The sequence below is a fragment of the Streptomyces sp. NPDC002133 genome (genome assembly GCF_040296405.1).
In the GTDB taxonomy this organism is placed as follows: Bacteria; Actinomycetota; Actinomycetes; order Streptomycetales; family Streptomycetaceae; genus Streptomyces.
Genome location: NZ_JBEOXF010000071.1, coordinates 14,600 through 39,197, shown reverse-complemented (window position 1 = coordinate 39,197; position 24,598 = coordinate 14,600). Strand labels below are relative to the sequence as shown.

Here is a 24,598-nt window from a genome sequence, read left to right as displayed (position 1 = left end):
AAGCCTCAAGAACTCCCATCATCGCAGGTCACAAGGCACTTCCTTGTTTCCCGAAGAGTCATCCACAGCCATCAGATCGGTGGATCAAGGCTAAGGGCGGTATCCAGGACGCGTTCCTCGCCACGGCGCAGACCACCATGGCGTACATCGCCGAGCGCCTCAGCTCGGGCGCCACGGCGGAGGACTGGGCCGGGCGCATGGTGCCGCAAGCAGATGGTCCGGCGGCGCAGCGGACGTAAGCGTGGGCCGCGTCCGCCTTTCTGACGGGCGCGACCCACGGGCTCAGGCCTGATGGATCGTCAGAGCCTCAGCGGACCGTCAGGCCGGCGGTCTTCTCGCCGGCGGTGAAGGTGTACGCGCCGCGCTCGACGCGCTGCGTGCCGGCGCCGTCGATGTCGCCGGGCGTGACCGCGAGGACGTTCGGCCGCACGGTGAGGCGCACGGTCTGCTGTTCGCCGGCCTTGAGGTGGACCTTGGTGAAGGCCACCAGCTTGCGGGACGGGGCCAGCACATCGCTGGTGGGACGCGAGACGTAGACCGGGACGACGAGGTCGCCGTCGCGGCTGCCGGTGTTGGAGACCTTCACCTGCAGGTTCACCTTGTCGCCCGCGCGGACCGATGGCTTGTCGAGGGTGATCCCGTCGAAGGAGTAGCTGGTGTAGGAGAGACCGGCCCCGAACGGGTACAGGGCGTGGTACTGGGACTCCGGGCCGCCGTTGGTGCCCGGCAGCTGCTGGTAGTACAGCGGGTCGTTGCCGAGAGCCTTGGGCCAGGAGACCGGCAGACGTCCGCCGGGGTTGGCCTTGCCGAAGAGGACGTCGGCCACGGCGTGGCCGCCTTCGGAGCCCGGCAGCCAGGACATCAGCAGGGCCTGGGTGTCGGCGGCGTCGCCGAGCACGAGGGGACGGCCGGCGAGGACTACGGTGACAACGGGCTTGCCGGTCTGCTTGAGCGACTTGACCAGGGCCTGCTGGTCGGCGGTGAGTTCGGGCCTCGGGTTGTCCGCGGGGCCCTCGGCGCCGGCCTTCTCACCGACCACGACGACGGTCACATCGGCGTCCGCGGCCTGGGCCACCGCCTCGTCGGCGGTCTTCGCGTGCACCACCTGCGTGCCGGCTCCGGCGGCTTCCTGGATGCCCTTCAGGACGGTCGTGCCGGGGATCTTCACTCCGGCGGGGACGCCCTGCCAGCCGATGGTCCAGCCGCCCACCTGGTTGTTGATGTCATCGGCGTACGATCCGGCGACGACGATCTTCTTGGCGGACGCGGAGAGGGGCAGTGTGCCGCCCTCGTTGCGCAGCAGTACCTGCGACTCGGTGGCGGCCTTGCGGGCCAGGTCCTTGTCGGTGCCGAGTACGGCGGCGTCGGCCTTCGCCGGGTCGACGTACGGGTTCTCGAACAGACCGAGTTCGAACTTCAGCGCAAGGATGCGCTTGACCGACTGGTTGATCCGTCGCTCCGAGACCAGTCCGCGGTCGACGGCGGCTTTCAGACCCTCGCTCCAGTCCTTGGCGAAGTACGGCTCCATGGCCATGTCGACGCCGGCGTTGACGGCGAGGGCGATCGCCTCGGGGTAGTCGGCAGCGATCTTGTACCTGGTCTGGAGGGCACGAACGTCTTCCCAGTCGCTGACCGCGACGCCCTTGAAGCCCCACTGATCGCGCAGCACCTTGGTGAGCAGGTACGTGGAGGCGGTGGCCGGAACGCCGTTGACGGCACCGGAGTTGACCATCACGGTCTTCGCGCCGGCCTGGATGGCCTGCTTGTAGGGCGGCAGCAGGGTGTCCTGCAGATAGCGCATGGAGACGTCCGCGGGGGCGCGGTCGTGTCCGTTGAACGGCTCGGAGTACCCGGCGAAGTGCTTGACGCTGGCGGCGACCTCCTTGGCCCCGTTCGCCTGCTCGGTGCCCTTGACGGTGGAGGCGGCGAGCGTGCCGGCGAGCAGCGGATCCTCGCTGTAGGTCTCGTAGTAGCGGCCCCAGCGCTGGTCGCGGGAGAGGTCGGCGACGGGAGAGAAGTTCCAGTCGATGCCGGTGGCGGCGACCGCCCGGGCGGTCGCCGCGGCGGAGTCCTCGACGGTGCCCGGGTCCCAGGTGGCCCCCATACCGATCTGGTGCGGGAAGACCGTCGCGCCGAGCACGTTGTTGTGCCCGTGCACCGCGTCCACGCCGTACAGCACCGGTATGTGCAGGCGCGAGTTCTCCACGGCGTACTTCTGCACAGCGTTGACCAACTCCGCCCAGGCCTTGGGCGTGTTGGATGCGGGGGGCATGCCGCCGCCGGAGAGGATCGACCCGGCCGCGTAGTCGCCGAGCACGGTCTTCATACAGGTCTCGTTGAGCGCGCCGCCACTCCACTCGCAGTCGCCCTGGATGCGCGTGACGGCGACCTGGCCCATCTGCCCGATCTTCTCGTGAAGCGTCATCCGCTTCAGCAGGTCCTCGGCGCGCTGTTCGGCGGGGGCGCCGGCCCGCTTGTAGAGGGGAACGTCCGCGCTGGCGGGCACGGCCGCGACGGACGCGACGCAGGCTGTCACGACGGCAAGGGTGGAGAGCGCTCTCAGACTACGGCGCGGTTGACTCAATGGCATGGCAGGTATCCCGTTCCTGTCCGGGCCCCGGAATCGGGGCCTTCCATCGAATGCGGCAGGCCTTTCGCTGTTGCTGGCGGAAGCCTTTCCTTGACCCGGCATGGCGTCAAGACTTTGACACAGCAACATCTGGGAACTCCCGCGCAACAGCGGGGTGTTCACTGCCATCGAGTCCCGACCGCTTGACGATTGAACCGGTATCGGCGAGGCTGCGCTCGCACACAATCCGCAGGTCACACAGAGTGGGGCATCCAAGCCCATGAGCGGCCCGCACTCCGGTTCGCCGCCGCGTCGATGTGATCGGCCTGTTCCGTGACACCACACAAGGTTCCGGCGGCGACCTCCATCCCTTCTTTCGGAACCTGTTGAGACCGTACGCAGAGCGTGATCGGAGTCCGGTCGGCATCCGATGGTGCTGACCAGGGCGGCCCGAGGACCGGACAGCGTCCCTCTGCACGTCGTGCGCCGCCACTCGCGGTGGGCGTGATCGTCATGGGCCGGGCGCCATTACGCGCGGGCACGCACCGATTCGCGCAGCCGGGCACGCCGTTCCGCAGGCGCTCTTCCCCTGCCGGCTCTTCGAGTGATGCGTCCATGGCGGCACTCTTCAGCTGCGAGCAGGGTTCCCCAGCAATTCCACATATTTCCACCGCGGCGGTGATGTGTGCGGCCCGGCAGAGCCGACCGCGGGCGCGCCGCAGAGCACCGGGGCCGCGGTCAGTGCGGTGCCTGCCGCGCGTTCGGACGGGCCTCAGCGCTGGGCGCCGCACGTGAGGGGCAGCGGTTCCCCGCGTGCCCCTGGTGGGAGCCGCGTGCCGGCGCGGACAGGGCCCGGCGCGCTGGACCGGGGCGAGGAGGACAGCCGGCGTCGCTGGTTGACATCGCCCGCCGCGCCGGTGTCGGCATCGGCACGCTGCACCGGCACTTCCCGAGCCGGTCGAAACGGACGACTGGCCTCGCGGGGCAGGTGGCAGTGAAGCGTCTACTCCGCATTGATTTCCCCGCTCAGCGGCCCTCACAACCTCGTCCTGCAGGCCTATCTCCGCTCCGTCGAGACGTTCTCCGCTTCGAAACCCAGGTCGCCACCGCCCAGCCGAAGATCAACATCGCCGAGCGAGTGATCACCTTGCGGCACTACAAGCATCTCGTTCACATCCTCGACCCCTACGGACGCTCCGTCGGCGTCGTACCGCCCGACATCTGGTCCGATCCCGGCAGTGCGGAGGCTCAGGGTTCGGATCCTGCGTGAAGGTGTTGCCCCCTTGATGGGGGACACCGCGCGGTGCCTGCAAACTGCCGCACTGCCGAGGCCAGACGCGCTCGGCCGCAGGTGCGAGTCGCACCGGGGAACCCTTGTGCCTTCCTTCGGAGCGCATGGCCACGTGCCTCGTGACATCGACGGACCGGAATCGTCCGCTGAGTACCGCGCACGGGCCGGCGAGACGCCGTGACCTGCCGATGTCCCGGTTGCCGCTCCGTAGACCCGGGGGTGATGCTGGAGCTAGGTGCAGCGTGGGGCCGGTACGTCCAGCTGGGCAGGCGCACGAGTTCTCCCAGCGTGTGCCGACCGCCCGTGGGCTGCCCGCGTGACCTGCCCGGCTTCCCAGGGGCACGGTAGCGGTGTGGAGGCGGAACGGATGACAGGACTGGAGATCGACTACACGACGGTGTTTCAGGCCTCTCCCGGGCCGACGGCGCTACTGACCCCGCAGCTCGTCTACGCGGACGCCAACAAGGAGTTTCTGCAGCTCGCGGGCCGCACCCGCGAGCAAGTCATCGGCCATTACCTGCCCGACGACCTCGCCGAACGCGTGGAGCAGGACGCGGTCGTGGTGCGCAACATCGAGGCGTCACTACGTCGTGTGATCGAGTCCGGCCTACGCGACGTCATGGACCTTCAGCGCTACTTCATGGAGCAATCCGGTGAGCGAGGCAAAGGGGAAGAGCGCTACTTGACCGCGACCAACATCCCGCTGTTCGACCCGGAGGGGCGACTGGTGCTGGTGCTCCACCGGGTGCAGGACGTCACGGACCTCATCAGCGCCCGCGAAGTCGCCCTGAGCCTGCAGGAGGCGATGCTGCCCGCTCCCCGCCCGTTGGGGCGCCATTCAGCGGCCGTACGCTACCGGCCTGCCGTCGACACGCTGCACGTGTGCGGCGACTGGTACGACCTGGTCGACCTGCCTGATGGCCGCGTCGCGATAGCCGTCGGCGACGTCGTAGGCCACGGCCTCTCCGCGGCCGGCGTCATGGGAGAGCTGCGGAGCGCCCTCAGTGCCGCATCTCGGGTCACCAGCGGCCCCGCACGGGCCCTGGAAATCCTGGGGATGTACGCCCGCTCCGTCGACGGCGCCGAGAACACGACTGTGACAAGTGCGTTCATCGACTGGGAAACTCTCACCGTCACCTACAGCAGGGCCGGCCACCCCCCGCCGGCCCTCCGCGGGCCGGACGGCGCCGTGGAGTTCCTGGACCAGGTCACCGACCCTCCACTCGCCGCCTACCCGGAACATTCGTCACGGTTCGAGGCCACCGTGCCCTTTGCCGCGGGTGCAGTACTCGTGCTGTACACCGACGGTCTCATCGAACGCCGCCGCGAAGACATCGATACCGGCCTCGGGCGGCTCGCACGCTCCCTCACGCGCTGCGACGCGACCGATCCCGATGCCCTCGCCGACACCCTCCTGGTCGACCTCCTCCCGCCCGACGGCCAGACCGACGACACCGCCCTGGTCGTCGTCCCCCTGTGATGACATGCCTGCGGAACCATCGTTGAGGACCGCGCGGCCTGTACACCGCAGCGCGGCTGAACCGGCTGCTCGCACACTGCCACGAGCTGGACCACACCCACGACCTGGTACGTCAGTTCGCCGCCATGCTCGATGCCCGCGACACCAACGCCCCCCGGACTGGCTCGAGAAACTCACAACCTCCCGCCTCCCGGCACTGGCCAGCCTGGCCAAGGCCATCCGCGAGGACCAAGCGGCGGTCGTGCAGGGCAGCACCACCCCGTTCAACTCCGGCGTCAACGAGGGCCGCATCACCGACGTCAAACTCCAGAAGCGGCTCATGGCCGGCCGCGCCGGAGTCCCGCTGCTCCGCCACCGCGTGATCCTCACAGCCCAGCTCCGACGCCACTACCCATGACGGAGCGTCACCGGCGCACGGACGCACACCCCGACTTCACGGAAATCTTGCCAGGGCCAGCTGAGCCTGTACGCCGACAGAGGGCCGTCAAACGCTGTTCCAGGGGATATTCGGCGTGAGCATTTCGTGGATGCAGCGGCGCAGTCCGCTGTTGGAGTCGACCGGCGGGAGCCATGGCACCCGCTGAAGGAGATCGCTGCGTTGGTCGGTACTCGGGTCGGTCAGGAGGGCGCGGAGCTCGTCAGGGACGGGGTCGGCGACCAGGCACAACCAGGCGAGACCGGCGCCGATGCGGATCTCGGGCGATCGGCCAGGATCCGACCACAGGTCCCGGGCCCACGCGCGAGCGTGTGCATCCTGGTGTTCCCGGGCGAGCTGGGCGACCGCCAGGATCAAGCTCACCTGGACCACCGGATCGCTTTCCACGGCCAGCCTGTGGTGCAGGGCCGAGGAGACGCATGGAATCTCCCTGATCGCCGCCGCCAGGACGAAGGCGGTCGCGGAGCGTACATCGGGATCGGGGTCAGAGAGAATAGGGAACAGGAGGTGCAGGTCGCCCGTGATGGCATCGCGAGCGGCCTGAATCGTCCAGTCCACCGGACATTCCGTGGTGCCCTCCATTACCAATGGATCCTCAGCGACCTGGAGAAGGCCTTCACGCGATCCGTCCCCAAGGTGCTGACATCGTCCGATCTCGGCAACCAGCCGAAGGATTTCCACGCGGAGCCCGGGGGACCCGGTAGCCGCGATCCGGAGCAGGAACGGCACCGCCAATGCTCCCACCGCGATCGTGCTGCCCTGGTGGTGAAGATCTATCCACAGCTGCCACAAAGCCTTGCCGGCGGCTTCGGCATCTTCGGAGGCGAGCGTCGCAAGGAGACCGGGAATCTCCTCGCCCGGGCCGTAGAAGTGCGGAAACCGCTTCCAAGGGATCTCGTCGTACCTGAACTCGTCCTTGACCTCCCGCGGGATCGCGCCCAGGACCGTACGCATGTCGCAATCTGTGCCCGCCCACGGCTCTGGCCACCTTGCCCACCGGTCATCGCCCACAGCCTGGCCTTCAGACACCGCAGCCCTCCTCCACTCGCCGACCACGCGATCCGTGAACCCCTTCATCAACGACCGGGCCGACACTGCACGCGCGAACCTCGGGTACGCCGTCCGGTCGATCGACGCCACCCGCCCCCCCGAGAACCGTCAGCCGCCAGCGCGAACCTCAGAAGTCTAACGACCGGTGATCAAGAACGCGGGCCGCTTCTGCCGTACTTCGGTGGCACCCCACCACGGTGACGTCATTTCGCGTGAGCAACTGCAGCACTCAAGATCACCAACTGCTGCCCAAACCGCGGATCAAACGCTGCTACTTCACGGGAACGAAACCAAGCTGGCGCACTGCATTGACGAGGGTGGCGACGCCGGCACCGCAGTGCAACAGCTGCAGACGCTCCACGAGCACCGGTTGCGCCTCATGGGGGCAGCCCATCCGCAGACAATCGCCACCCACCGCAGCCTCATCCGGTGCACCGCACGGCAAGGCGAACTCGCGCCCGCCGACCGAGAGATGCGTGAGCTGCTGACGAAGGCGCCGCGTGCCTGGGCCCTTCGAACCCTCACACGCTGGCCATCCGAAGCAGCCTGGCATCATTCGCAGCCCGTGGAGGACGGGCCAGCGAGGCACTTGCCGGCTTCGAAAGGCTGGCTGCCGACCGCACAGCGCTCCTCGGCGCGGACCACCCACACACACTTCGCACCCGCCTTGACCAGGCCGTGTCCTGGTAGCAATCGGCCGGCCCAGTGAGGCCGCCGACACTCTGGTACGGATCACCGACGACGCCCGCCGCGCCCTGGAGCCGGGCCACCGTCATCTGCGCGACGCCGAGGAACTACTCAGCGAGATACGCGGACGGCAGGCCAGAGGCTCGAGTTCGAGTGCGCCGACGGAGGGCTCCAGTCGGGCCGCTTCCGAATTGTTCCTTTCGGTGTGGACCTTTGGTGTCGCCACCGACACCTTCGACGCCACATCAGCGAACGACCCAAGACATTCAGCGAGCTCCCCGTCCCCCATCGCGGCCGCCCGCCAACCGCAAAATCACGCAACCCGAGCCAAGGGACTGGAGTACACAGGCCAACCCGGCGACGTGCCCCGTCCGCGCGGTCCGTGCCTGGTGGCAGTGCCTGATCGACCACGGCAGCCAGCCCACCGGCCTGCTGTTCCTCCGCATCGACCGGCCGCATCGCCCACCCGATGCACCGCCAAGGGCGCAGGTCGGAGACCTCGTCGGCCGGATCGCCGACGAGCGCTTTCATGAGGTGCGAAACCACCGGCGAAACGCCGAGGTAAACGGGCTTGGAGAATCCCGGCCCACCGCCCGTGCAGTGCCAACGGGCCTGCCGGGGGTGGCGTTGACGCCACCCCCGGCAGGCCCGTGTGGAAGGTCGAGAATGCTACTGGGTGAGGATGTAGGCGCGCTCGATCGTCTGGACCAGCGTGTTGCCCTGCATGTCGGTCAACTTGGCCCGCAGCGAAACGGAGCCCGCCTTGGCCGGGTGCTTCAGCGACAGGTGTCCACTGCCGACGGCCCTGGCCGGCTGCCAGGTGGTTCCCTCGTCGTACGAGACCTCGAAGGCGAGCTTCTTGGGCTGCTGTCCGGCGGCGGCGCCCTCGACGTGGAACGGCACCTTGAACTGCCGGCCGGCCTTCGCCGTGCCGGCCAGGGTCAGGTCGGGGGAGAAGCGGACCACGGACAGCGGCAGCGCGGTCCAGGTGCCCTCCGGCGTTTCGGCGGAGCGGAAGGTCCACTCCGCCTTCACCCGGGTGCTGACCGGACTGAAGGCCGGGTCGCGGCTGGTGTCCAGGGCCAGCTTGTAGGCGCTGTCCTTGGCGGGAACGGTGTACTCTCCGCCATCGGTCGGCGAGGGATCGGAAGAGGCGAGGATTTCCTTGCCGTCGACTTGGAGCGAGTCGTCCACCGTGAGGTAGTTGCTGTTACCCCAGTGCCCGGAGCCGTCGCCGAACAGCGGCAGGTAAGCCCTGATGGTGTTCCCGTTGCGCGCGATACCGGGGTTTTCACCGAGCGGTTCGGTTCGCCTGTCGCCCAGGGCCGGGCCGAAGACCCCGATGTTGAATCGCTCGGTGTAGCTCTTGCCGGCTCGGTAGGTCCTGGGCACGCTTACGAGCTTCGAGTCGATGTCCTCGGAGCCGTCTTCGGCCCTTGCGTACATCCACATGTGGTAGGACCACTTGATGCCGTTGCCGAGGACGTAGTCGGTCCTGCGGTGCGGCAGATCCGGTTCCGCCTGATCCGTATAGACCAGTTCTCCGCGGGGGGTGACGGGGTTGATCTGGAGTTTTGCGACCCTGCCCGCGGCGGGTGAACCGGCCAGCATGTCGACCTTGGCGAGGTCCTTCTTCTTGGGCGCTGCGCTGAAGCCGTCCAGCCGGCCCGTGCGATTCCAGGCAAGGTGGTAGTTCACCGGCGCGCCCTCGCCGTCCCGGCTCCAGTTCCCCGAGTAGTGGGCGTACGCCTCGTCCGCGGGGAGCGCGGCGCCAAGCTGTCCGACCCTCACGTCCCGGAAGTCGGCGAAGAGATAGTTGTAGAGGCCCTTGCGCTGCCCTTCGCCCCGTTTGAAGCCGGCCCAGATCCTGGCCTCGACGGATTTGGCCGCGGGGTCGGGCACGGTGATCTGAACCGGCTTGGCCTTGCGGGCGTCGACGACGACGGTGGTGTCCGCGTCCAGTCGCAGTTTCGGCTGGAGCAGCACTGCGATGTCGCCGAGCGGGTGGATCCCACTGCTGAGGGTGTAGTCGCCCTTGGGCAGCCGGACGGTGACCTCGCCGTCCTGTTCGTCGGCGTAGGAGGCGTAGAAGCTCCTGTCGTGACTGTGGACGTTGGTGACCCCGTCGCCGGTGGGTGCGCCGTGCTCGTCGAGGTGCTTGAGCGTCAGGTGGTACGACTCGACCTCGCGCTCGGCCCCGATGGCGGTGCGCACCCTGAGTTTCCCGTCAACGGAGGTGGCACTGACCGAGCCGCCGAACGTGCCGTCGGCGCTGCCCGCGCGGGTGTCGGCCGTCACAGCGGCGCTTGCCTCGCCGCCCGCCGGGAGGGTGAGCCGCTGGGGCATGACGGTGAACATGGCTTCAGCGGCGGGCTTGCCGTCAGCCGACCATGCTTCGACGGACAGGTCGAGGGTGACCGGCTCTGAGCCGAAGTTGCGGTAGGTGAGCTTCTTGGTCACCGGTGTGTCGTCATCGTGCGGCCACGATTGCTTGCCAAAGTCGAGCGATCGCTCGCCGGTGATGACACTCTGCTTCATGGCCTGGGCCACATCGGTGCGGCCGGTGCCCTGCTGGAAGGAGCTGTAGGCGGCGGGCTCCGCGGAACCGGTCAGAACCGCCTTGATGCGCTCGCCGTCCCAGTCGGGATGCTGCTGGGCCAGGATGGCGGCGGCACCGGCGACATGCGGGGTCGCCATGGACGTACCGTCGAGTGCGACGTAGCCCGGTGTGCCGGAGGGGGCATCGCCCTCGAACAGGCTCCCGGGGGCCAAAGCGGCCGTGATGGCGACGCCGGGCGCGGTCAGGTCGGGCTTGATGCCGCCGTCACCGATGAGCGGGCCGCGGCTGGAGAAGTCCGCGAGCTGGTCGTTTTTGTCCACGGCACCGACGGTGAGCGCGGCCGCGGCGCTGCCCGGGGAGTTGACCGTTCGCTCGCCGAGTTCGCCGCTGTTGCCGGCCGCCACGACGAAGAGCGCGTCGGTTTCGGCGGAGAGCCGGTTGACCGCCTCCTCCATCAGGTCGATGTCGGAGGTGTCCTCGCCGCCGAGGCTGAGATTGACGACCTCGGCACCCTGTGCCACCGCCCACTCCATGCCCGCGATGATGCCGGATTCCGAGCCTTCACCGAAGTCGCTCAGGACCTTGCCGTTGAGGATCTGTGCGCCTGGGGCGACGCCCTTGAACGTGCCGCCGGACTTGGCGCCCGTCCCGGCCACGATGGACGCCACGTGGGTGCCGTGGCCGTACTTGTCACCGGTGCCCGGGGATTCGGAGAAGTTCTGCTCCGCGATCACCCGGCTCTCCAGGTCGGGGTGGGTCTTGTCGACCCCGGTGTCCAGTACCGCGACCTTGATGCCCGTGCCGTCGTAGCCGGCGGCCCAGGCCGTCGGAGCACCGATCTGCGGCACGCTCTTGTCGAGACTGGCCCGGCGCTTGCCGTCCAGCCACACCTTCTCCACCGCCGTCGAAGCGGAGAACTCCGACGGCGCCCGACCCCTGCCACCGGCGCCGGTCACCGCGTCCCAGAACTCGCTGCCACGCTTCTTGACGGCCTCCATCGCCATACCGTTGACGACATGCAGCGCACGGCCGAACCGCGCCCCGGCCCCGGTGAACCGGTTCGTCGAGGGCGCCTCGCTGTTCCGGAAGGTGACGATCAGGGGCAGGTCGGAACGGCGCGCGTCGTCGTAGCCGTCCGCCACCAACTGCGTCACATCGAAAAGCCGTGCGTCCAACTTGCCCTGTGCCAGCAGCAGTTCCGCGTCGCCGGGGACCACGTGCGTGTGCCCGGCCACCTCCCGGACCGAGAACGGTATCCGCTCCCGACCCTTCGCCCGCTCTACCCCGGTGACCTGGCCGGAGCCGTCCACCATGACCCGGTCTCCGGTGATCAGCGTCACCGTGCTCGCCTGCGCACCGGAACTCCGGAGGAAGCCCTCACTCACGCCCTTGCCACCGCTCGACGGCGCTGCAGCAGCCCCGCCGACCAAACCCGAGCTGAGCGACACAGCCATGCCGATGGCGATGGCGCTCGCCACATATCCATGAGGTCTGCGTATCAACGTTGTCCCCATCTTTCTCCTGAACCCATCAATGAACGGGCACGCGACTTTGTCGCGGCCCCGTGAACTTCGGTGATGTCCGTCCCGGGCAGTGCAAGCCGCAATCCCGAACCGAAGGCACAGCGCAAGGGAATGCGACCGAAGCGGTGATCCCGAGTCGCGACATCACGAGGGCACCTTGAGTTCCGACTCAAGAAATTTCTCGTCGGACGACATACGGAAACGCCGCGGTCCTGCGCCGGCCCGACACAGGGGTACGTCGACCGAGATCGCCGCTCAGCAGCCACGGCGCACTGGCCACGAACTTTTTGCACCGCGTCCAACTACCCACCGCAGTCCTTGTGTTCTGCGCTTGCGCGCCCGGTGCCCTTACTCACCCTGAACCGAGCCGCGCACCAGACTGGTTGCCCTGTGTGATGCACGACACAGTTCGTGTGTCCTGTCCTGTCCGGCCGGCTGCGGCCATGGCCGCGACGTACGGCCCCGGGAAGGGACGTGCACGGGATAATCGGGCACATGTCCCAGCGGCCCCCAGCCCCCCGTCCGCGCAGAGTCCCCGCTGCCGCACCCGCGCTCCTCGGATACGCGGCCGTACGGCTGGTCGGGACGGTGATTCTCGCGGCGTTCGCAGCCGCCCAGAGGAAGGACGGGCTGCACCGGCTCAAGGGGCGCTGAGATTCCGTCTGGTACGCCCGGATCGCCGAGAACGGATACGGGTACGAGGTGCGGCTCCCCACCGGGAGCGTCCACTCCGATCTCGCCTTCTTTCCCTTACTGCCCGCCCTGGAGCGGGCGTCTCGGCGGTCCTCCCGGTCGACGCGGCGACCGCGGGGCTGGCGATCGGGTGGGTCGCGGCGTTCGCCGCCGCCTGGGGGATCCACGCCGTCGGGGCGCATATCGCCGGGCAGCGGGCCGGAGTGCTGCTCGCGGTGCTGTGGGGGGTGTATCCGACGGCGTTCGTGCAGTCGATGGCGTACACCGAGACGCTCTTCACCGCCCTCGCAGCCTGGTCGCTCTTCGCCGTGCTGACCGGCCGCTGGATCCTCGCAGGGGCGCTGTGCGCGCTTGCCGGACTCACCAGACCGTCGGCCGTCGCGCTCATCGCGGCCCTCGGGATCACCGCGCTGGTGAGCCTGGTCCGCGGGAGCCCGACCTGGCGGATGGCCGTGGGAGCGGGGCTCGCACCACTGGGCTGGCTGGCGTACGTGATCTTCGTGGCCGTCCGGGAGGGCAGCCCCACCGGGTACTTCGAGGTCCAGGCGGCCTGGGGCAACACCATCGACGGAGGGCTCGCGCTCGCCCGCTTCGTCGGCGAGCAGCTGACCGGGCCGTATCCCTTGCCGGAATCGGGCTGATCGCCGCCCTCGCGCTGCTGAGCTGGACGGTGTGGCTGAGCGTCAGGCAGCGGCAGCCGCTGCCCGTCCTCGTGTACGCGATCGGCACCGTCGTCATCTCGTTCATCGGCGCCGCGTACTTCGGCTCCCGGCCGCGCCTGATCATACCCGCCTTCCCGCTGCTGCTCCCGGCCGCGGTGGCGCTTGCGGGGCTCCGGCTGCGGACGGCCGCAGCAGTGGTGGGGCTGCCGGCCGTCGCCTCGGGGGTGTACGGGGCGGTCACGCTGCTCGGCTCGGGGCCGCCGTAGCCCGGCGCCGTGGCCCGGCGGTCCCTACCGCGGCTCGATCGCGAGCCGTGCGCCCGGACGCAGCCCCCATTCCTCCATCGCCCCCGCCCGCGCCTCCAGCACATGGCGCGAGCGCAGGCGCGGCATGCCCAGCCGCCCCGGCTTCATCGTATGGACGTCGAGGACGCGCAACTGCTTGTCCAGATAGGCCACATCGATGGTGAAGCGCATCCGGAAGGTGTGCACGCCGGCGCACGGGGTCAGGATGATCGCGCCGTCGATGCCATCACGGCCGAGCAGACCGCGGGTGCGTGCCCGGTACGAGGCGGCTATCAGCAGATCCACCGGAGCGTCGCGGCCCGGGATCATCAACGCACCCCTGCCGTCATGCCAGTTGCCCATGGCCGTAGACCGTAGCGGGGAGTCGTACGGCTCTGGTCCTGGATCACGGAGAGTGGGCCCCAGGGCCCATAACCCGGGTGTGGGGCGGGGTCTAGGGTCGGGCGGTTGGCGGCGCAGCACGGTCTCGCGCAGCGGGCTGTCGCCGTGTGTTGTCGCCGGCGGTGACCTGGCCGCCGAGTTCCACATCGGCCTGACCGTCCCGGCGAGCCTCGTTCGCGTGGGACACCAGCGGTGAGCACGCGCACGCCCGTCTCGAGCTCGAGGACGCCAGCAGCCCGTCGTGGGCCACTGTCGACTACGACGGGCGCCAAGCGGACGAGTTCACCGTCACGCAGGCTGGCCCGCGGCGTCTGTGGGACGAGGTGGCCGCGACGTACGGACGGTGGGAGACGCTCGGTCGGCCTGGCGTGGAACGGCACGGGCTGACCGTGGGTCAAGACGGCACGCACACGATGTGGGTCGACGCCGCCGATCGGCCGGACCGCCCCGGGAGACGAGCCCGCAGCCGACGCTGAAGGTGCCGACCCCTCTGAGGCGCGTTGTCAGTACAGGTTGCGATAGGCGTTCCAGCCGCCTCCGATCTTGAAGCGAGGGCGGAACGTCGCCGGGCCGGTGCCCACGCCTGTGCCGCTGTAGGAGTAGAGGGTGCCGTTGCGGTCGGCCGCGAGAAGATCGCCTTTGCCGTCGCCGTTGATGTCACCGATGGCCGCGAGCTTGCTGTAGATCTGCCAGCCGTCGCCGACCTTCACACGTGTTTTGAACAGCGCCGTGCCGTTGCCTGTGCCTTCGTAGAGGTAGAGAGTTCCTGTGGGAGTGCGAGCGACGACGTCGGTGCGGCCGTCACCTGTGTAGTCTCCGGCGCCGACGATGCTGTCGTAAGCGTTCCAGCCGCCTCCGACCTTCACCCGGGGGGCGAAGGCGGTTACCAGGTAGTCGCCGATGCCGCGGTAGAACCAGAGGGCACCGGACGTGTCGCGTGCGAGTAGGTCGCCTTGTCCGTCCCCGTTCAGGTCGCCGGGACCGGTGAGCGCGGAATAGACGCCCCATCCGCTACCCACGCTGTACTGGCCTTCGGAGCCGTACGTCAGCTGGTTGTTGCAGAGGATCAGCGTGTCCGGAAGGCCGTCGGCGGCGAGGTCCGAGGCAAGGGCGATCCTGGTGCCGGGTCCGGTGCCGCAGCGGTAGGGGGCGGGTACCTGCTTGCGGGCCGCCAACAGGCCGTTGTTGACGGTTCGATACGAGTAGAGGGTGCCCTGGCTGTCGAGTGCGAGGATGCCGGGCTTGCCGTAGGCCGAGTTGCCTCCGGCGGAGGCGATCAGTTCCGCCTCTTGCCAGTTGTGGGCGTTGCGGTGCAGGACGCGGGTGCTGAACCTTCCCGCGCCGTCGCCCTGGTAGAGGTACAGCGTTCCGTCGGGGGTGCGGGCGACGAGGTCGCCGTTGCCGTCCCCGGTCATGTCGTCGCCGCCGGCGATCTGGTTGTAGAGGTTCCATCCTGCACCGACCATGGCGGCCGGCGCGAAGGGCTGGGCTGTGTTGCCCGTGCCGGCGTGGAAGTACAGTTCGCCTCCCGTCGTGCGGGTGATGACGTCGCCGATGCCGTCACTGTTGTTGTCGCTGACGCCGACGACCTGATCGTAGGTCTGCCAGCCTGAGGCGATTTTTGTCCGGGCGCCGAAGGGCGCGGAGAGGTCGCCGGTGGCCGGGTAGAAGTACAGGTCGCCGTTCGGCGTGCGGGCCAGCAGGTCCGCCCTGGCATCGCCGTTGAGATCGCCAGGTGAGAACACCTTGTTGTAGATCTGCCAGCCACGGCCGGACCAGCTTGCGGCGCCGATGGCGCCGGCGTTCTCGCTGGTGTTGCGCGCGAGAGTGAGAGTTCCGTTCATCGACAGGGTCAGGAACTCGGGCCAGTGGTTCGCGTCCCCGTCTTGGTCACCGATAGGGATGACATCCTTGTGGAGGTCGCGCTCCGGATAGTCCCGCATGACGAAGTACTGGTAGGTCGACCCACCGGCGGAGTTGGTGACATAGAACCTGCTGTCAGCCCTGCGGAAGAACACGTCGCCCAAACCGTCACCGGTGAAGTCGGCACGAGGCAGGGCCTGCACCCGGGGCAGCGCCGTATCGTCCGCCGCCGCGGGCTGCGCCAGCAGCGCCGTTCCGAAGAGTGCGAGCGCGGTACTGGCCCGAAGCCGTCGGGCGCGTCGTCTGTGTGCTCGGTTGTGTGTTGTGAAGAACAAGATCCCCCCCGGGATGATCAGCACTGGAGCCGGGAGCCGGATCATATAGGCGTTCAACTCACGCATGGCCAGAGGGCTGCCTGCCGGTTCGGGACGGGGCGTATGCCCGCCCGGGTGCCTCCGCGACGGGCCGGATCAGCGTGAGCAGCAGCGCGATGAAGAATCGATTCGTTGCAAGGACCTGGTGCTCTTCGCTGCCGCCAAGCCGGAAAGCCGCACGTCTGTGACCCTGCGTCGTTCGGCCGCAAGTCACAGGTTCTCAACGCGGAGGCGCTCAGCCACAGCGACAACTAGCGCCGGCCCAGCGCCGCCCTCCCCGTCGGGCGGTGTGTTCCGGCGAAGTCCCGCGCGAACAGCTCGCCGAAAGTTCTCCCCGCGGGCGTGGGAAGTGTCGGAGTCGGATACCGACCGTTCGCGTCGCGCCCAGAACAACGCGCGATCAGCCATGAACGGGGTTCGCAGCCGTCAGACGTTGATGCGGCCACACGGTTCGTCGGCTACGACGGCGAGCACGCCGACCGATCCCCAGTCACCCACGCCGGCGACACCCGCTGTGGGGCCGGGGCGTCGGCACCCGCGGACTCCGCCCGACGGGAAGAACCGCGGCAATTGCTGTGTTTTGTAAACAAATTCAGGTCCCGTCTTATGCACTTGGTGCGCGTTCGTCGGGGCCGCCGATGTCTGGGCGCAGGCAGGGCTGATACTCGGGAGTGCCGCAGAGCAGACTGCAGTGGGCTGGGTGTGGTTGGCGCTCATGTGTGGAAGACGAGCAGTCCATCGGCCGGGACGCGATCGGCGGATAGGTATCCAAGTGAGTCCGGGGCTTCGATCAGCGGTGTCGGCGTGGGCGTGGCGTAGGTGTGGGGGAGCGCTAGCGGGGGCTGTGCGGCGATGACGGCGGGGGATGGGTCCGCGTCGAAGAGAAACAGGGCCGCACGGGCGGCGTCGGTGACCAGGTGAGGTCCCGGGGCCCGGGCGAAGGCGGCTTGCTGGATGGCGTTCGCGGTGGTGAGGGGGGTTCGGAACATGCTGCGCAGATGGTTGAGGGTGTCTGTGGTGAGGATGGCGCTGGTGCTGTCGAGCAGGGGGTTGGTGTCCTGATCGGGGCTTCCGGGTGGGAGCGCGCCGACGAGTAGGAGAGTGAGCAGGACGGGGACGGCCTTGCGCGCGAGGGCTTCGGTAGCACCGTCCAGGCGGCGCTCGCTGGCGATGGGGAAGGACAGGGCGAGGCTGCCGGCCTCAGTCCCGGTGGTGATGGGCACGGCGGAGCACACGACGCTGAGGGAGTACTCACGAAGGTCGAAGACCGGCTCATTGGGGCGAGGCGGTCGAGCGTCTCGAAGAGAGTGCGGCTGTTGGTGATGGTGCGGCCGGTGAGCCGGGCGGTTGTGTGGCGGGCGAGGTGGTCGGCTCGGCTGTCGTGGTCGAGCTGGGTGAGCAGGCACTTGCCGACGGCGCCGGCATGCGAGGCCGCGCGGAAGTCGACCCACTCGTTGACGGAGGGGGTTACGGGCCCGTCGGCCATCTGTGTGATGCGGACCTCGCCGTCGATGTAGCGGCTGAGGTAGACGGCGGCGCCGATGCTGTCGCGGGCAAGCGCGAGGCTGCGCTGCAGCTGGATACCTACATCGTCCGGGCCGGCGGCGAGGCGGTTGGCGGGACCGGGGACGTAGATGCCGTCAGCGAGCGGCTTGGCGAACTCCTCCTCGCACAGCATGGTCAGGATCGGACCAGCTGTTCTCGGGCGAGACGGGCCTCGCGGATGATCTGCGCGATGCCGACGCCCAGCTGGTGGTGCTCGAGGATCTTGACGACGTCAAGGGCGAGGCGCGCCTGGCGCAGCACGTCTCTGTTGCCGGTGGAGGTGACGGTCTGCCTTCATGAAGTCGTCGCGGTGGACGGTGCCGCCGTTGGTGCGCCGTGGTTGCCCGTCACTCTTCCGGTGCGGCCCCCGTCTTGGCGCAGAGGTACGGACGCGCGAGCAACAGGCCGGTGCTGGTCATGATGATGCCGACGTAGACCGGCGCAAGGTGAAGGAAGTCCGTGTAGTGGATCGTGCCGTGCACCACGACCGCCGGCAGGAAGCCGGCGCCCGCCGCCGCGGCCAGGGTCCAGAACACCCAGGCCTCGCCCCGGCGCCAGCCCCACGCGCTGAGCAGAGTGATAGCCACCGCGGCGGCCATCAGGGCGCCGCCGAACCCCGCGCGGTCATGGGCGACGAAGGGCACGAGCCGGGGGCTGACGGTTTCCAGCATCTGCGTGCTGGTGCCCAGGAAGGCCAGGTCGCTCGACACGAAGACGCCGGTCAGACCGACCACCGAGATGACCGCTCCGCCGACGAACAGCCCTCCTCCCGTGACGATCAGCAGCAGCTGGCCGGCCAGCGCCCGCCGGCGTTCCTCCTCCGGCCCCTCGGGCGCCAGGCGCCACCTGGGGGCGTGCGGGGTCCGGCGGACCGCGGCCACGAACATCGGGAACAGCACGATGGTGGTGGCCGTGTGCAGGGGTTCCACGAAGCCGGTGGCCAGGAAGTAGGACACGGTGGGGAAGCCGATCGCACCCGAGAGCAGATATACCTCGCGGGCCCAGGGCCAGCCGCGTCTGATCCCGCCCAGGGCGAGGCCGGTGTAGAGGGCGCCGGTCGCCACCATCGTGCCGGCCATGGTGATCCGGTCGTGCTGGAGGAAGTGTACGAGGTGATGGTTGACGGCATGCAGTTCGTGCACCGTCATGCCGAGGTAGTGGCGGTCGTACCAGAGCAGCACCGGCCCGAGCGTGATCGCCGCTGCGCCGAGTCCGGCGCCCGTCATGCCGAGCCCGACGAGCAGCGCCCACCACCAGGCGGGCCAGCGGCGGGGATCGCGGCCGACGTCCCGTAGCACCGGAGCGGGCGCGGTGGGCGTGGCTGCCTCGGTGACCCGCGCGAACCAGCCGGGTCCGGCCTCGACGAGCACCCCGGGCCGGGCGAGTACGACGGTGCCCGGCTCCTTGAGTGCTGCGGCCGCGTCGGTGACCGAGGGGTCGGACACGTGGACCACGTGCGGGTCGTCGCTGCGGGTGAAGCCGTCGACATGGGGCTCGAGGTCGGCCTCGGCCTCCGGGTCGCAGGCGCCGACGACCAGTGGGATCGAGCGGCCGGCAGCGGCCTCGCGTACGGTCTCCACGTCGGCTGCCGACACGGGTGACACCTCGACGACACCTGCACCGAGCGGATGCATGGCGCGCACCGCGTCGCGGGCGAGCGCAGGCGGAACGGTTATGCCGAGGCGAACGGTCACGGGCACACCGGCTATATCGCCTGCGAGTCGCTCCGGCGGATGACGGTGGCCGAACCCGCGGGCGATCAGCCGCGCGCCGGCGGGACGGGAGCCGACCGAGGCCAGCAGCCGCAGTGCGGTGAGCTGCGAGCGGCGCCTGCCGAGGACGGCGGCGGCCGGGCCGCGCAGCGGGTGATAGGTCCAGTCCGGCATCAGTGGCTCTCGTTCTCCGTCGTGGTCACCGGGGCACCGGGCGCGGTCCACCCGAGCACCGGTGTCATGGAACGCAGCGTCGCCCGCGTCGGCGTCAGTCGGGCGGCCGTGTTGCGCAGCAGCACCGCGGGTGGCCACGACAGCTGGCCGACCGCGCCGAGCCGGGCGGAGCGGCGCGTGATGGCCTGGGTCCGCGGGCGGCGCTGCAGGTCGTACGAGCGGAGGGCTGCGGCCACGTCCGGGGCGCCGTCGAGGCAGTGGGCGAGGGTGACCGCGTCCTCCAGCGCCTGGCACGCACCCTGGCCCAGGTTGGGGGTCATGGCATGGGCCGCGTCGCCCAGCAGCGCGACCCGGCCGCGGACGAACGAGGACAGCGGCGGCAGGTCGTACAGATCGTGTCGGAGCACCGCATCCGCCGGGACGGCGGCCAGCAGCTCGGGGATGGGATCCGGCCAGGACCCGAACCGGCGCAGCAGTTCGGCGTGCTCGGACGGCGCGGAGGCCGATCCGGCCGGCAGCGACGCGGTCGCGAAGCAGTACATCCGCCCGCCCGGCAGCGCCGTGTAGCCGAGTCTCGCCCCGCGCCCCCACGTCGCGGCACCTTCGGATGGCGGTTCGGAGAGGGGCTCGGTGACCATGCGCCAGGCGGTATAGCCGGCGTACCGGGGGCCGGCAGCGTCGGGCCACAGGGCGCGGCGGACCGTACTGCGCAGCCCGTCGGCACCGACCACGAGGTCGGCCCGGGACTCGCCCCCACGGTGATCGATGACAAGGCACTGGCCGTCGTCGCGAACCGCGTGCACCTCGCTGCCCGATCGCAGACTGTCCGCGGGCAGCGCCTCGGTGAGCGCCCGCAACAGGTCCGCGCGATGCAGGACCACCAGAGGATGGCCGAAGCGGCGCGCCAGCTCCGCATTGTCCGCACGGGACAGCCGGCGTCCCCGGTGGTCGCGTACGCCGCCCACCGCCTCGACGGCACCGAGCGCATGGACAGTGCCGGCCAGGCCGAGCACCTCCAGCGCGTGGAGCGCGTTCGGCCACAAGGAGATGCCGGCGCCGATCTCGGCGAACTTCTGGGCCCGTTCCAGCACCTCGACGCGCCAGCCCCGGCGGTGCAGAGCGATGGCCGCCGCAAGGCCGCCGACCCCGCCGCCGACGATGGTCGCGGCGCGCTGCGGCATGGGTCCTCGCTCCGGGCTCGGGGGCGCCGCTCCGGGAGCGACATCGGAAGCCGCCTCGGTCACGTGTCCGTCGATCCGGTGCTGGACCCGTCGATCGTCACGCAACGCGACCCAGGTCCGGCTGGGCGGCGCCTCATAGCAACATGTCGACAGACACGTGTCAACGTGCCGTAGGCGGCAACCGTTGGCTGCGCCCCGCACCTCTTCGGTCGGAGCCGGCCAGTCGATGTCGGCACGGCCGTGTCGGCGGTGGTGGTGCGGCTTCGCCCGGTCGTGGCACTGGTAGCCGTAGCCGTGCTGCAGGTAGTAGCGCGGCTGCTCGTCCAGGCCCTTGACGATGATGGCGCGTTCGTCCACCTCCACGTTGCCGATCGCGCCCAGCTGGCGTGCCTCGGCGGTCACCACGGCGAGATCCGGGGCCTTCCAGGCGCCGGCGCACAGGTCGAGTTGGGCGGAGGGGCAGATGTCGCAGAGTTCGCGGATGCCGTAGTGGCTGTTGTAGTCGGCCTCGCCGTGGGCGTACGCGACGCCGCAGCTCGTCTTGCGCAAGAGGGGCCGTAGGGGGCTTCGGTGTCGGCCGGGTTGTGGAAGAGGCTGAGGATCCGCTGTTCGGACTCCTCCGGCATGATCTTGCGGCGGGCCGGGTCCTCGTACGGCATGGGCAGGCCTTGGCCCTCGTAGTACGCGGCGAGAGCGTCCTCGCGCCGAGTCCTCGGCTGGGGTCATCGCCGCCGGTGAACGGCGAGACGACGACCGACCAACTCCCATCGCTCAGCGTGGCGGTGCGCACCAATGCGGCGCTGCGCAGCCGTTGCGCAGTCGCCCTGTCGGGAGTGGCAGATCGGCGTTCGGGGGCTGCGCACGCACCGACTGCGCAGTACTACTGTCAGCTGCGGAGGCGGCAATGCGCAGCCGGAAGTCACGGCACAAGGTCGCCGCCCCGGCAGGGTCCGCAGTGCGCAACGTGGACGGTGCGGTGGTCTTCGGCTGCGAAGCGGCCGCGACGGGTGCAGGGCATGTGCGCAGGCGACGGCCAGCGCTACCGAGCCGGCCACGAGGGCCTCCATACCCCCGGTCCGGGCGAGCAACATGCGCGTGGCGCCGTCCGCAGCGTGTCGACGGACGCGCTGCGCATGGCGCGCAGCGGCCGGTGCTCAGAGACGGCCGAATGGTCGGCATGCGTCGAAGAGGGGCATATCAGGGCTTCTGGGATTGGAGCGATCAGGCGTTGTTCCTATGGAGCTCGGCGCCACAGCGATTCGCTCACCGACGGGACTCGCTTGAGAACGCGGTTCGGCGTCTGCGTTCGTGGTGAGTTTGCGCAGACGTCGGTGAGGAGTGCCTGTCGCTCACCGTGCCCGGTCACAGGCCTCATGGGCAGAGACTGGGGGAGCGAGCGAGGGGGCAGGAATCCAGGACCTTGAGACTTGCCACGTTCGCGAACCCGACTCGCCGCAGCCGCCAGCAGAACTCACCACGGTCAGGCTGCTGGTTGAGCCTCACATTCGCCCGTCCAGGTGCCGGTGGTGCGCGTCCTTCGGTTGCTGGGCACGCATGGCGCACCAGGGGGTTGACCGCGATCCTGTTGGCGCCTGCCCGCCGACCGTCCTGCGGCGCATCTCCCTGTACCGGCGCCTTCCCGTGCAATCGCTCGCACTATCCCGCCCGCGATTGCCCACATCATCCCCCGCACCATCACAGCACCACTAGCGGCCGAAAGCGGGAGTCACACCAGGTCACGCACGCTTTTGGCCTGGTGAGTCGGCAGACTTCCCCTCGTCTACCTTCTTTCTCTTTGTCTGGGTGTTGATGGTGTGGTGGTGGGTGCGGTGTGGGCGGTCGGCTTCGGGGATTCGGGCTGGCGCTGCGCTGGCTTGTCTGGGTTGTGTCGGCCTGGGGCCGCCGCTGTCGTGTCTGATCGCCCAGACGGTGGCCGACAGGCCGAAGCCACCTCGTATGCGAAGAGCGCGGGGAGAGCGAGCCGCAGCAAGGCGGGGCGGATGAGGAAGGGTAACCGCGGCTGCCGAGGGTGACCCGCGCCCAGGCGCTGCGCACGTGAAGAGGCAGACGCCTGGCTTGACAATCTGACGGACCGTCAGTAGACCATAGATCTATGGGCAGAGTGGGCGCGCGCATCACGGTTCTGCTGGTCTTCATGACCACGGTCCTGTGCCCGGGCGGCACACCGGCGGGCGCCTCACCCGTGCCCGGTGCCCTCTGGTTCGACGACCAGGCTGCCGCATCCTTCACCGTCCAGGACGGCCGTTTCGTCGACGGGCTCGGCCGCGAGGTCGTCCTGCGTGGATACAACGTCTCCGGCGAGACCAAGCTCGAGGAGAACGGAGGGCTGCCCTTCGCCTCCGTCGCCGACGCCGAGAAATCCGCGACGGCCCTGCGCGCACTCGGCGGAGGCAACGCCGTGCGCTTCCTGCTGTCCTGGGCGCAGGCCGAACCCGCCCGCGGCCAGGTCGACCACGCCTATCTGGCCGACGCCACCGCGCAGATGCGGGCCTTCCTCCGGGCCGGTATCCGGGTCTACCCGGACTTCCACCAGGACCTGTTCTCCCGGCACCTGTTCCACAAGGACAGTTGGTACACGGGCGACGGAGCCCCCAAGTGGGTGGTCGATGAGGGCGGATACCCGCGAGAATTCTGCGGCATCTGTCTGTTCTGGGGGCAGAACATCACCCAGAACCAGGCCGTGACCAGAGCCGCCCACGACTTCTGGCACAACAAGGGCGGCATCCAGGACGCGTTCCTCGCGACGGCGCAGACCACCATGGCGTACATCGCCGAGCACCTCACCGCCGCCGAGTTCGCACACGTCGTCGGCTTCGACCCGTACAACGAGCCGCACGCCGGCACATACGACCCCGGCCAGACCAGCCGCACCTGGGAGCGGGACGTTCTCTGGCCCTTCTACGAGAAGTTCCGCGCCCGCATGGACGCGGCAGGATGGCGCGACAAACCGGCGTTCGTCGAACCGAACCTCTTCTGGAACGCCAATCTCGACTTCCAGCGCCAGGAGGGCGGCCTCCTCGACGCCGGCCGACTCGGCCCGCGGTACGTGTTCAACACCCACTTCTACGACCAGAAAGCGATCTCCGGCGTCTTCATGTGGGGCAAGGCCAAGGACGGCCAGTACGCCGGCGACTTCGGTGCCGTCCGCGACCGCGCGGCCGGCACGGAGACCGCAGCCGTCGTCAGCGAGTTCGGCCATCCCCTCAGCGGCACGGTCTCCGACAAGGCCCCGACCGTCGTCAAGGCGATGTACCAGGCACTCGACTCCCGGCTGCCCGGCTCGACATGGTGGTCCCGGCCGCACGACTCGGGCCCCGTCCTGTCCGCCACGCAATGGCAGTGGGACATCTACAACGGCCGCCACCACGAACTCATGAACGCCAACCCCGACAAGGTCCTCACCACCGGCGACGCCTGGAACGACGAGGACCTCTCCGCGATCCGCATCAACGACACGGGAACACCGGTCCTGCGCCAGGACGCCCGCCTCCTGGACCGCCTCTACCCGAGCGCCACCGCGGGCCGCGTCGTCGCCTTCACCTACGAGGACCGCTCACGCGACGGCAACACCACCCTCACCTGGAACCCCGTCCCGGCGTCGCTGCCGCGGATCCGCGAACTGGTGGGAACGGGCCAGTACGGCGTCCTGCTATGGCGCTCAAACGGCACCACCGCACCGACGGAACTACACCTCCCGGCCTCCTTCGAGCCATCGCGCACGACGGTCGTCTCCGACCTCGGCACGAGGCACACGCCTCCGCCGTACGACAGCACCACCCCGATCGCCGTAGCCCCCGAGCCGGGCGGCACGGGCAGCCGCCGCCTCCTGCTCACGGCGCCGGAAAGCGCAGGCACGCACCTTCACTTCGCACTCGTCACCAATGGCGCGACGGCGCCATCCGCCGAGTTGCTGGAGGCGGCACGCACAGAGCTGGCAACTTGGGCGACAGGACACTGCCGGCGATGAACGACGCGTCAGCATCGAGGGTGCTCCTCCGACGGGGACCTCCCACGCATCTGCTGACGCCAAAGAGCGGTCCGACGCCCTTGGACGCCCGCCCCTCCGAATGCCCCGAGGTTGCCGCCGACCA

General features: G+C 69.2%; 11 protein-coding genes and 3 pseudogenes. 6 read left to right on the top strand and 8 right to left on the bottom strand.

What is annotated here, in order from left to right:
- Positions 1 to 239 (top strand): hypothetical protein (locus ABT078_RS37125; protein ID WP_351235867.1); only part of this gene is annotated, 239 nt, incomplete at its 5' end.
- 68 nt (positions 240 to 307) lie between these two features.
- Here the strand turns inward: ABT078_RS37125 and ABT078_RS37120 are convergent.
- Entirely contained in the window at positions 308 to 2,536 is a 2,229-nt protein-coding gene (locus ABT078_RS37120) for a glycoside hydrolase family 3 N-terminal domain-containing protein (protein WP_351235865.1), read from the bottom strand.
- A gap of 910 nt (positions 2,537 to 3,446) precedes the next feature.
- Between ABT078_RS37120 and ABT078_RS37115 the strand changes: the two are divergent.
- From ABT078_RS37115 to ABT078_RS37105, 3 genes and pseudogenes are all read left to right on the top strand, one after another.
- Positions 3,447 to 3,528, top strand: a pseudogene (locus ABT078_RS37115) (TetR family transcriptional regulator); the annotation flags it as partial.
- 699 nt (positions 3,529 to 4,227) lie between these two features.
- A complete protein-coding gene (locus ABT078_RS37110; protein ID WP_351235863.1) occupies positions 4,228 to 5,340 on the top strand; it encodes a SpoIIE family protein phosphatase in 1,113 nt (370 codons plus the stop codon).
- A 241-nt stretch (positions 5,341 to 5,581) separates the two neighbouring features.
- Complete coding sequence (locus ABT078_RS37105; protein WP_351235861.1) at positions 5,582 to 5,737, top strand: hypothetical protein; 156 nt, start codon at positions 5,582 to 5,584, stop codon at positions 5,735 to 5,737.
- Between the two features lie 87 nt (positions 5,738 to 5,824).
- Here the strand turns inward: ABT078_RS37105 and ABT078_RS37100 are convergent, their stop codons facing one another.
- Both ABT078_RS37100 and ABT078_RS37095 read right to left on the bottom strand, forming a co-directional pair.
- On the bottom strand, positions 5,825 to 6,730 hold the full coding sequence (locus ABT078_RS37100; protein ID WP_351235859.1) for a hypothetical protein: 906 nt from the start codon (positions 6,728 to 6,730) through the stop codon (positions 5,825 to 5,827).
- A 1,452-nt stretch (positions 6,731 to 8,182) separates the two neighbouring features.
- Positions 8,183 to 11,587 (bottom strand): S8 family serine peptidase, encoded by a 3,405-nt coding sequence (locus ABT078_RS37095; protein ID WP_351235857.1) that lies wholly within the window; start codon positions 11,585 to 11,587, stop codon positions 8,183 to 8,185.
- Positions 11,588 to 12,091: 504 nt separating this feature from the next.
- Between ABT078_RS37095 and ABT078_RS37090 the strand changes: the two are divergent.
- A pseudogene (locus tag ABT078_RS37090) lies at positions 12,092 to 13,217 on the top strand (putative hexosyltransferase).
- Positions 13,218 to 13,241: 24 nt separating this feature from the next.
- On the opposite strand, the gene ABT078_RS37085 reads toward ABT078_RS37090, so the two are convergent.
- The 5 genes and pseudogenes from ABT078_RS37085 to ABT078_RS37065 all read right to left on the bottom strand — a co-directional run bounded on the left by ABT078_RS37085 (position 13,242) and on the right by ABT078_RS37065 (position 21,035).
- Entirely contained in the window at positions 13,242 to 13,598 is a 357-nt protein-coding gene (locus ABT078_RS37085) for a DUF192 domain-containing protein (RefSeq protein ID WP_351235855.1), read from the bottom strand.
- 542 nt (positions 13,599 to 14,140) lie between these two features.
- Positions 14,141 to 15,835 (bottom strand): FG-GAP repeat domain-containing protein, encoded by a 1,695-nt coding sequence (locus tag ABT078_RS37080; RefSeq protein ID WP_351235853.1) that lies wholly within the window; start codon positions 15,833 to 15,835, stop codon positions 14,141 to 14,143.
- Positions 15,836 to 16,965: 1,130 nt separating this feature from the next.
- A pseudogene (locus ABT078_RS37075) lies at positions 16,966 to 17,680 on the bottom strand (IclR family transcriptional regulator domain-containing protein); the annotation flags it as partial.
- A gap of 86 nt (positions 17,681 to 17,766) precedes the next feature.
- Positions 17,767 to 19,305, bottom strand: a complete 1,539-nt coding sequence (locus ABT078_RS37070; RefSeq protein ID WP_351235851.1) for a hypothetical protein — start codon at positions 19,303 to 19,305, stop codon at positions 17,767 to 17,769.
- Positions 19,305 to 21,035: an FAD-dependent monooxygenase gene (locus ABT078_RS37065; protein ID WP_351235849.1), complete on the bottom strand. Its 1,731-nt coding sequence runs from the start codon at positions 21,033 to 21,035 to the stop codon at positions 19,305 to 19,307. Before ABT078_RS37065 ends, ABT078_RS37070 begins: the two co-directional genes overlap by 1 nt.
- Before the next feature lie 1,564 nt (positions 21,036 to 22,599).
- Here ABT078_RS37065 and ABT078_RS37060 point away from each other — a divergent pair.
- Positions 22,600 to 24,474: a cellulase family glycosylhydrolase gene (locus tag ABT078_RS37060; protein WP_351235847.1), complete on the top strand. Its 1,875-nt coding sequence runs from the start codon at positions 22,600 to 22,602 to the stop codon at positions 24,472 to 24,474.
- Positions 24,475 to 24,598: the final 124 nt, after the last annotated feature.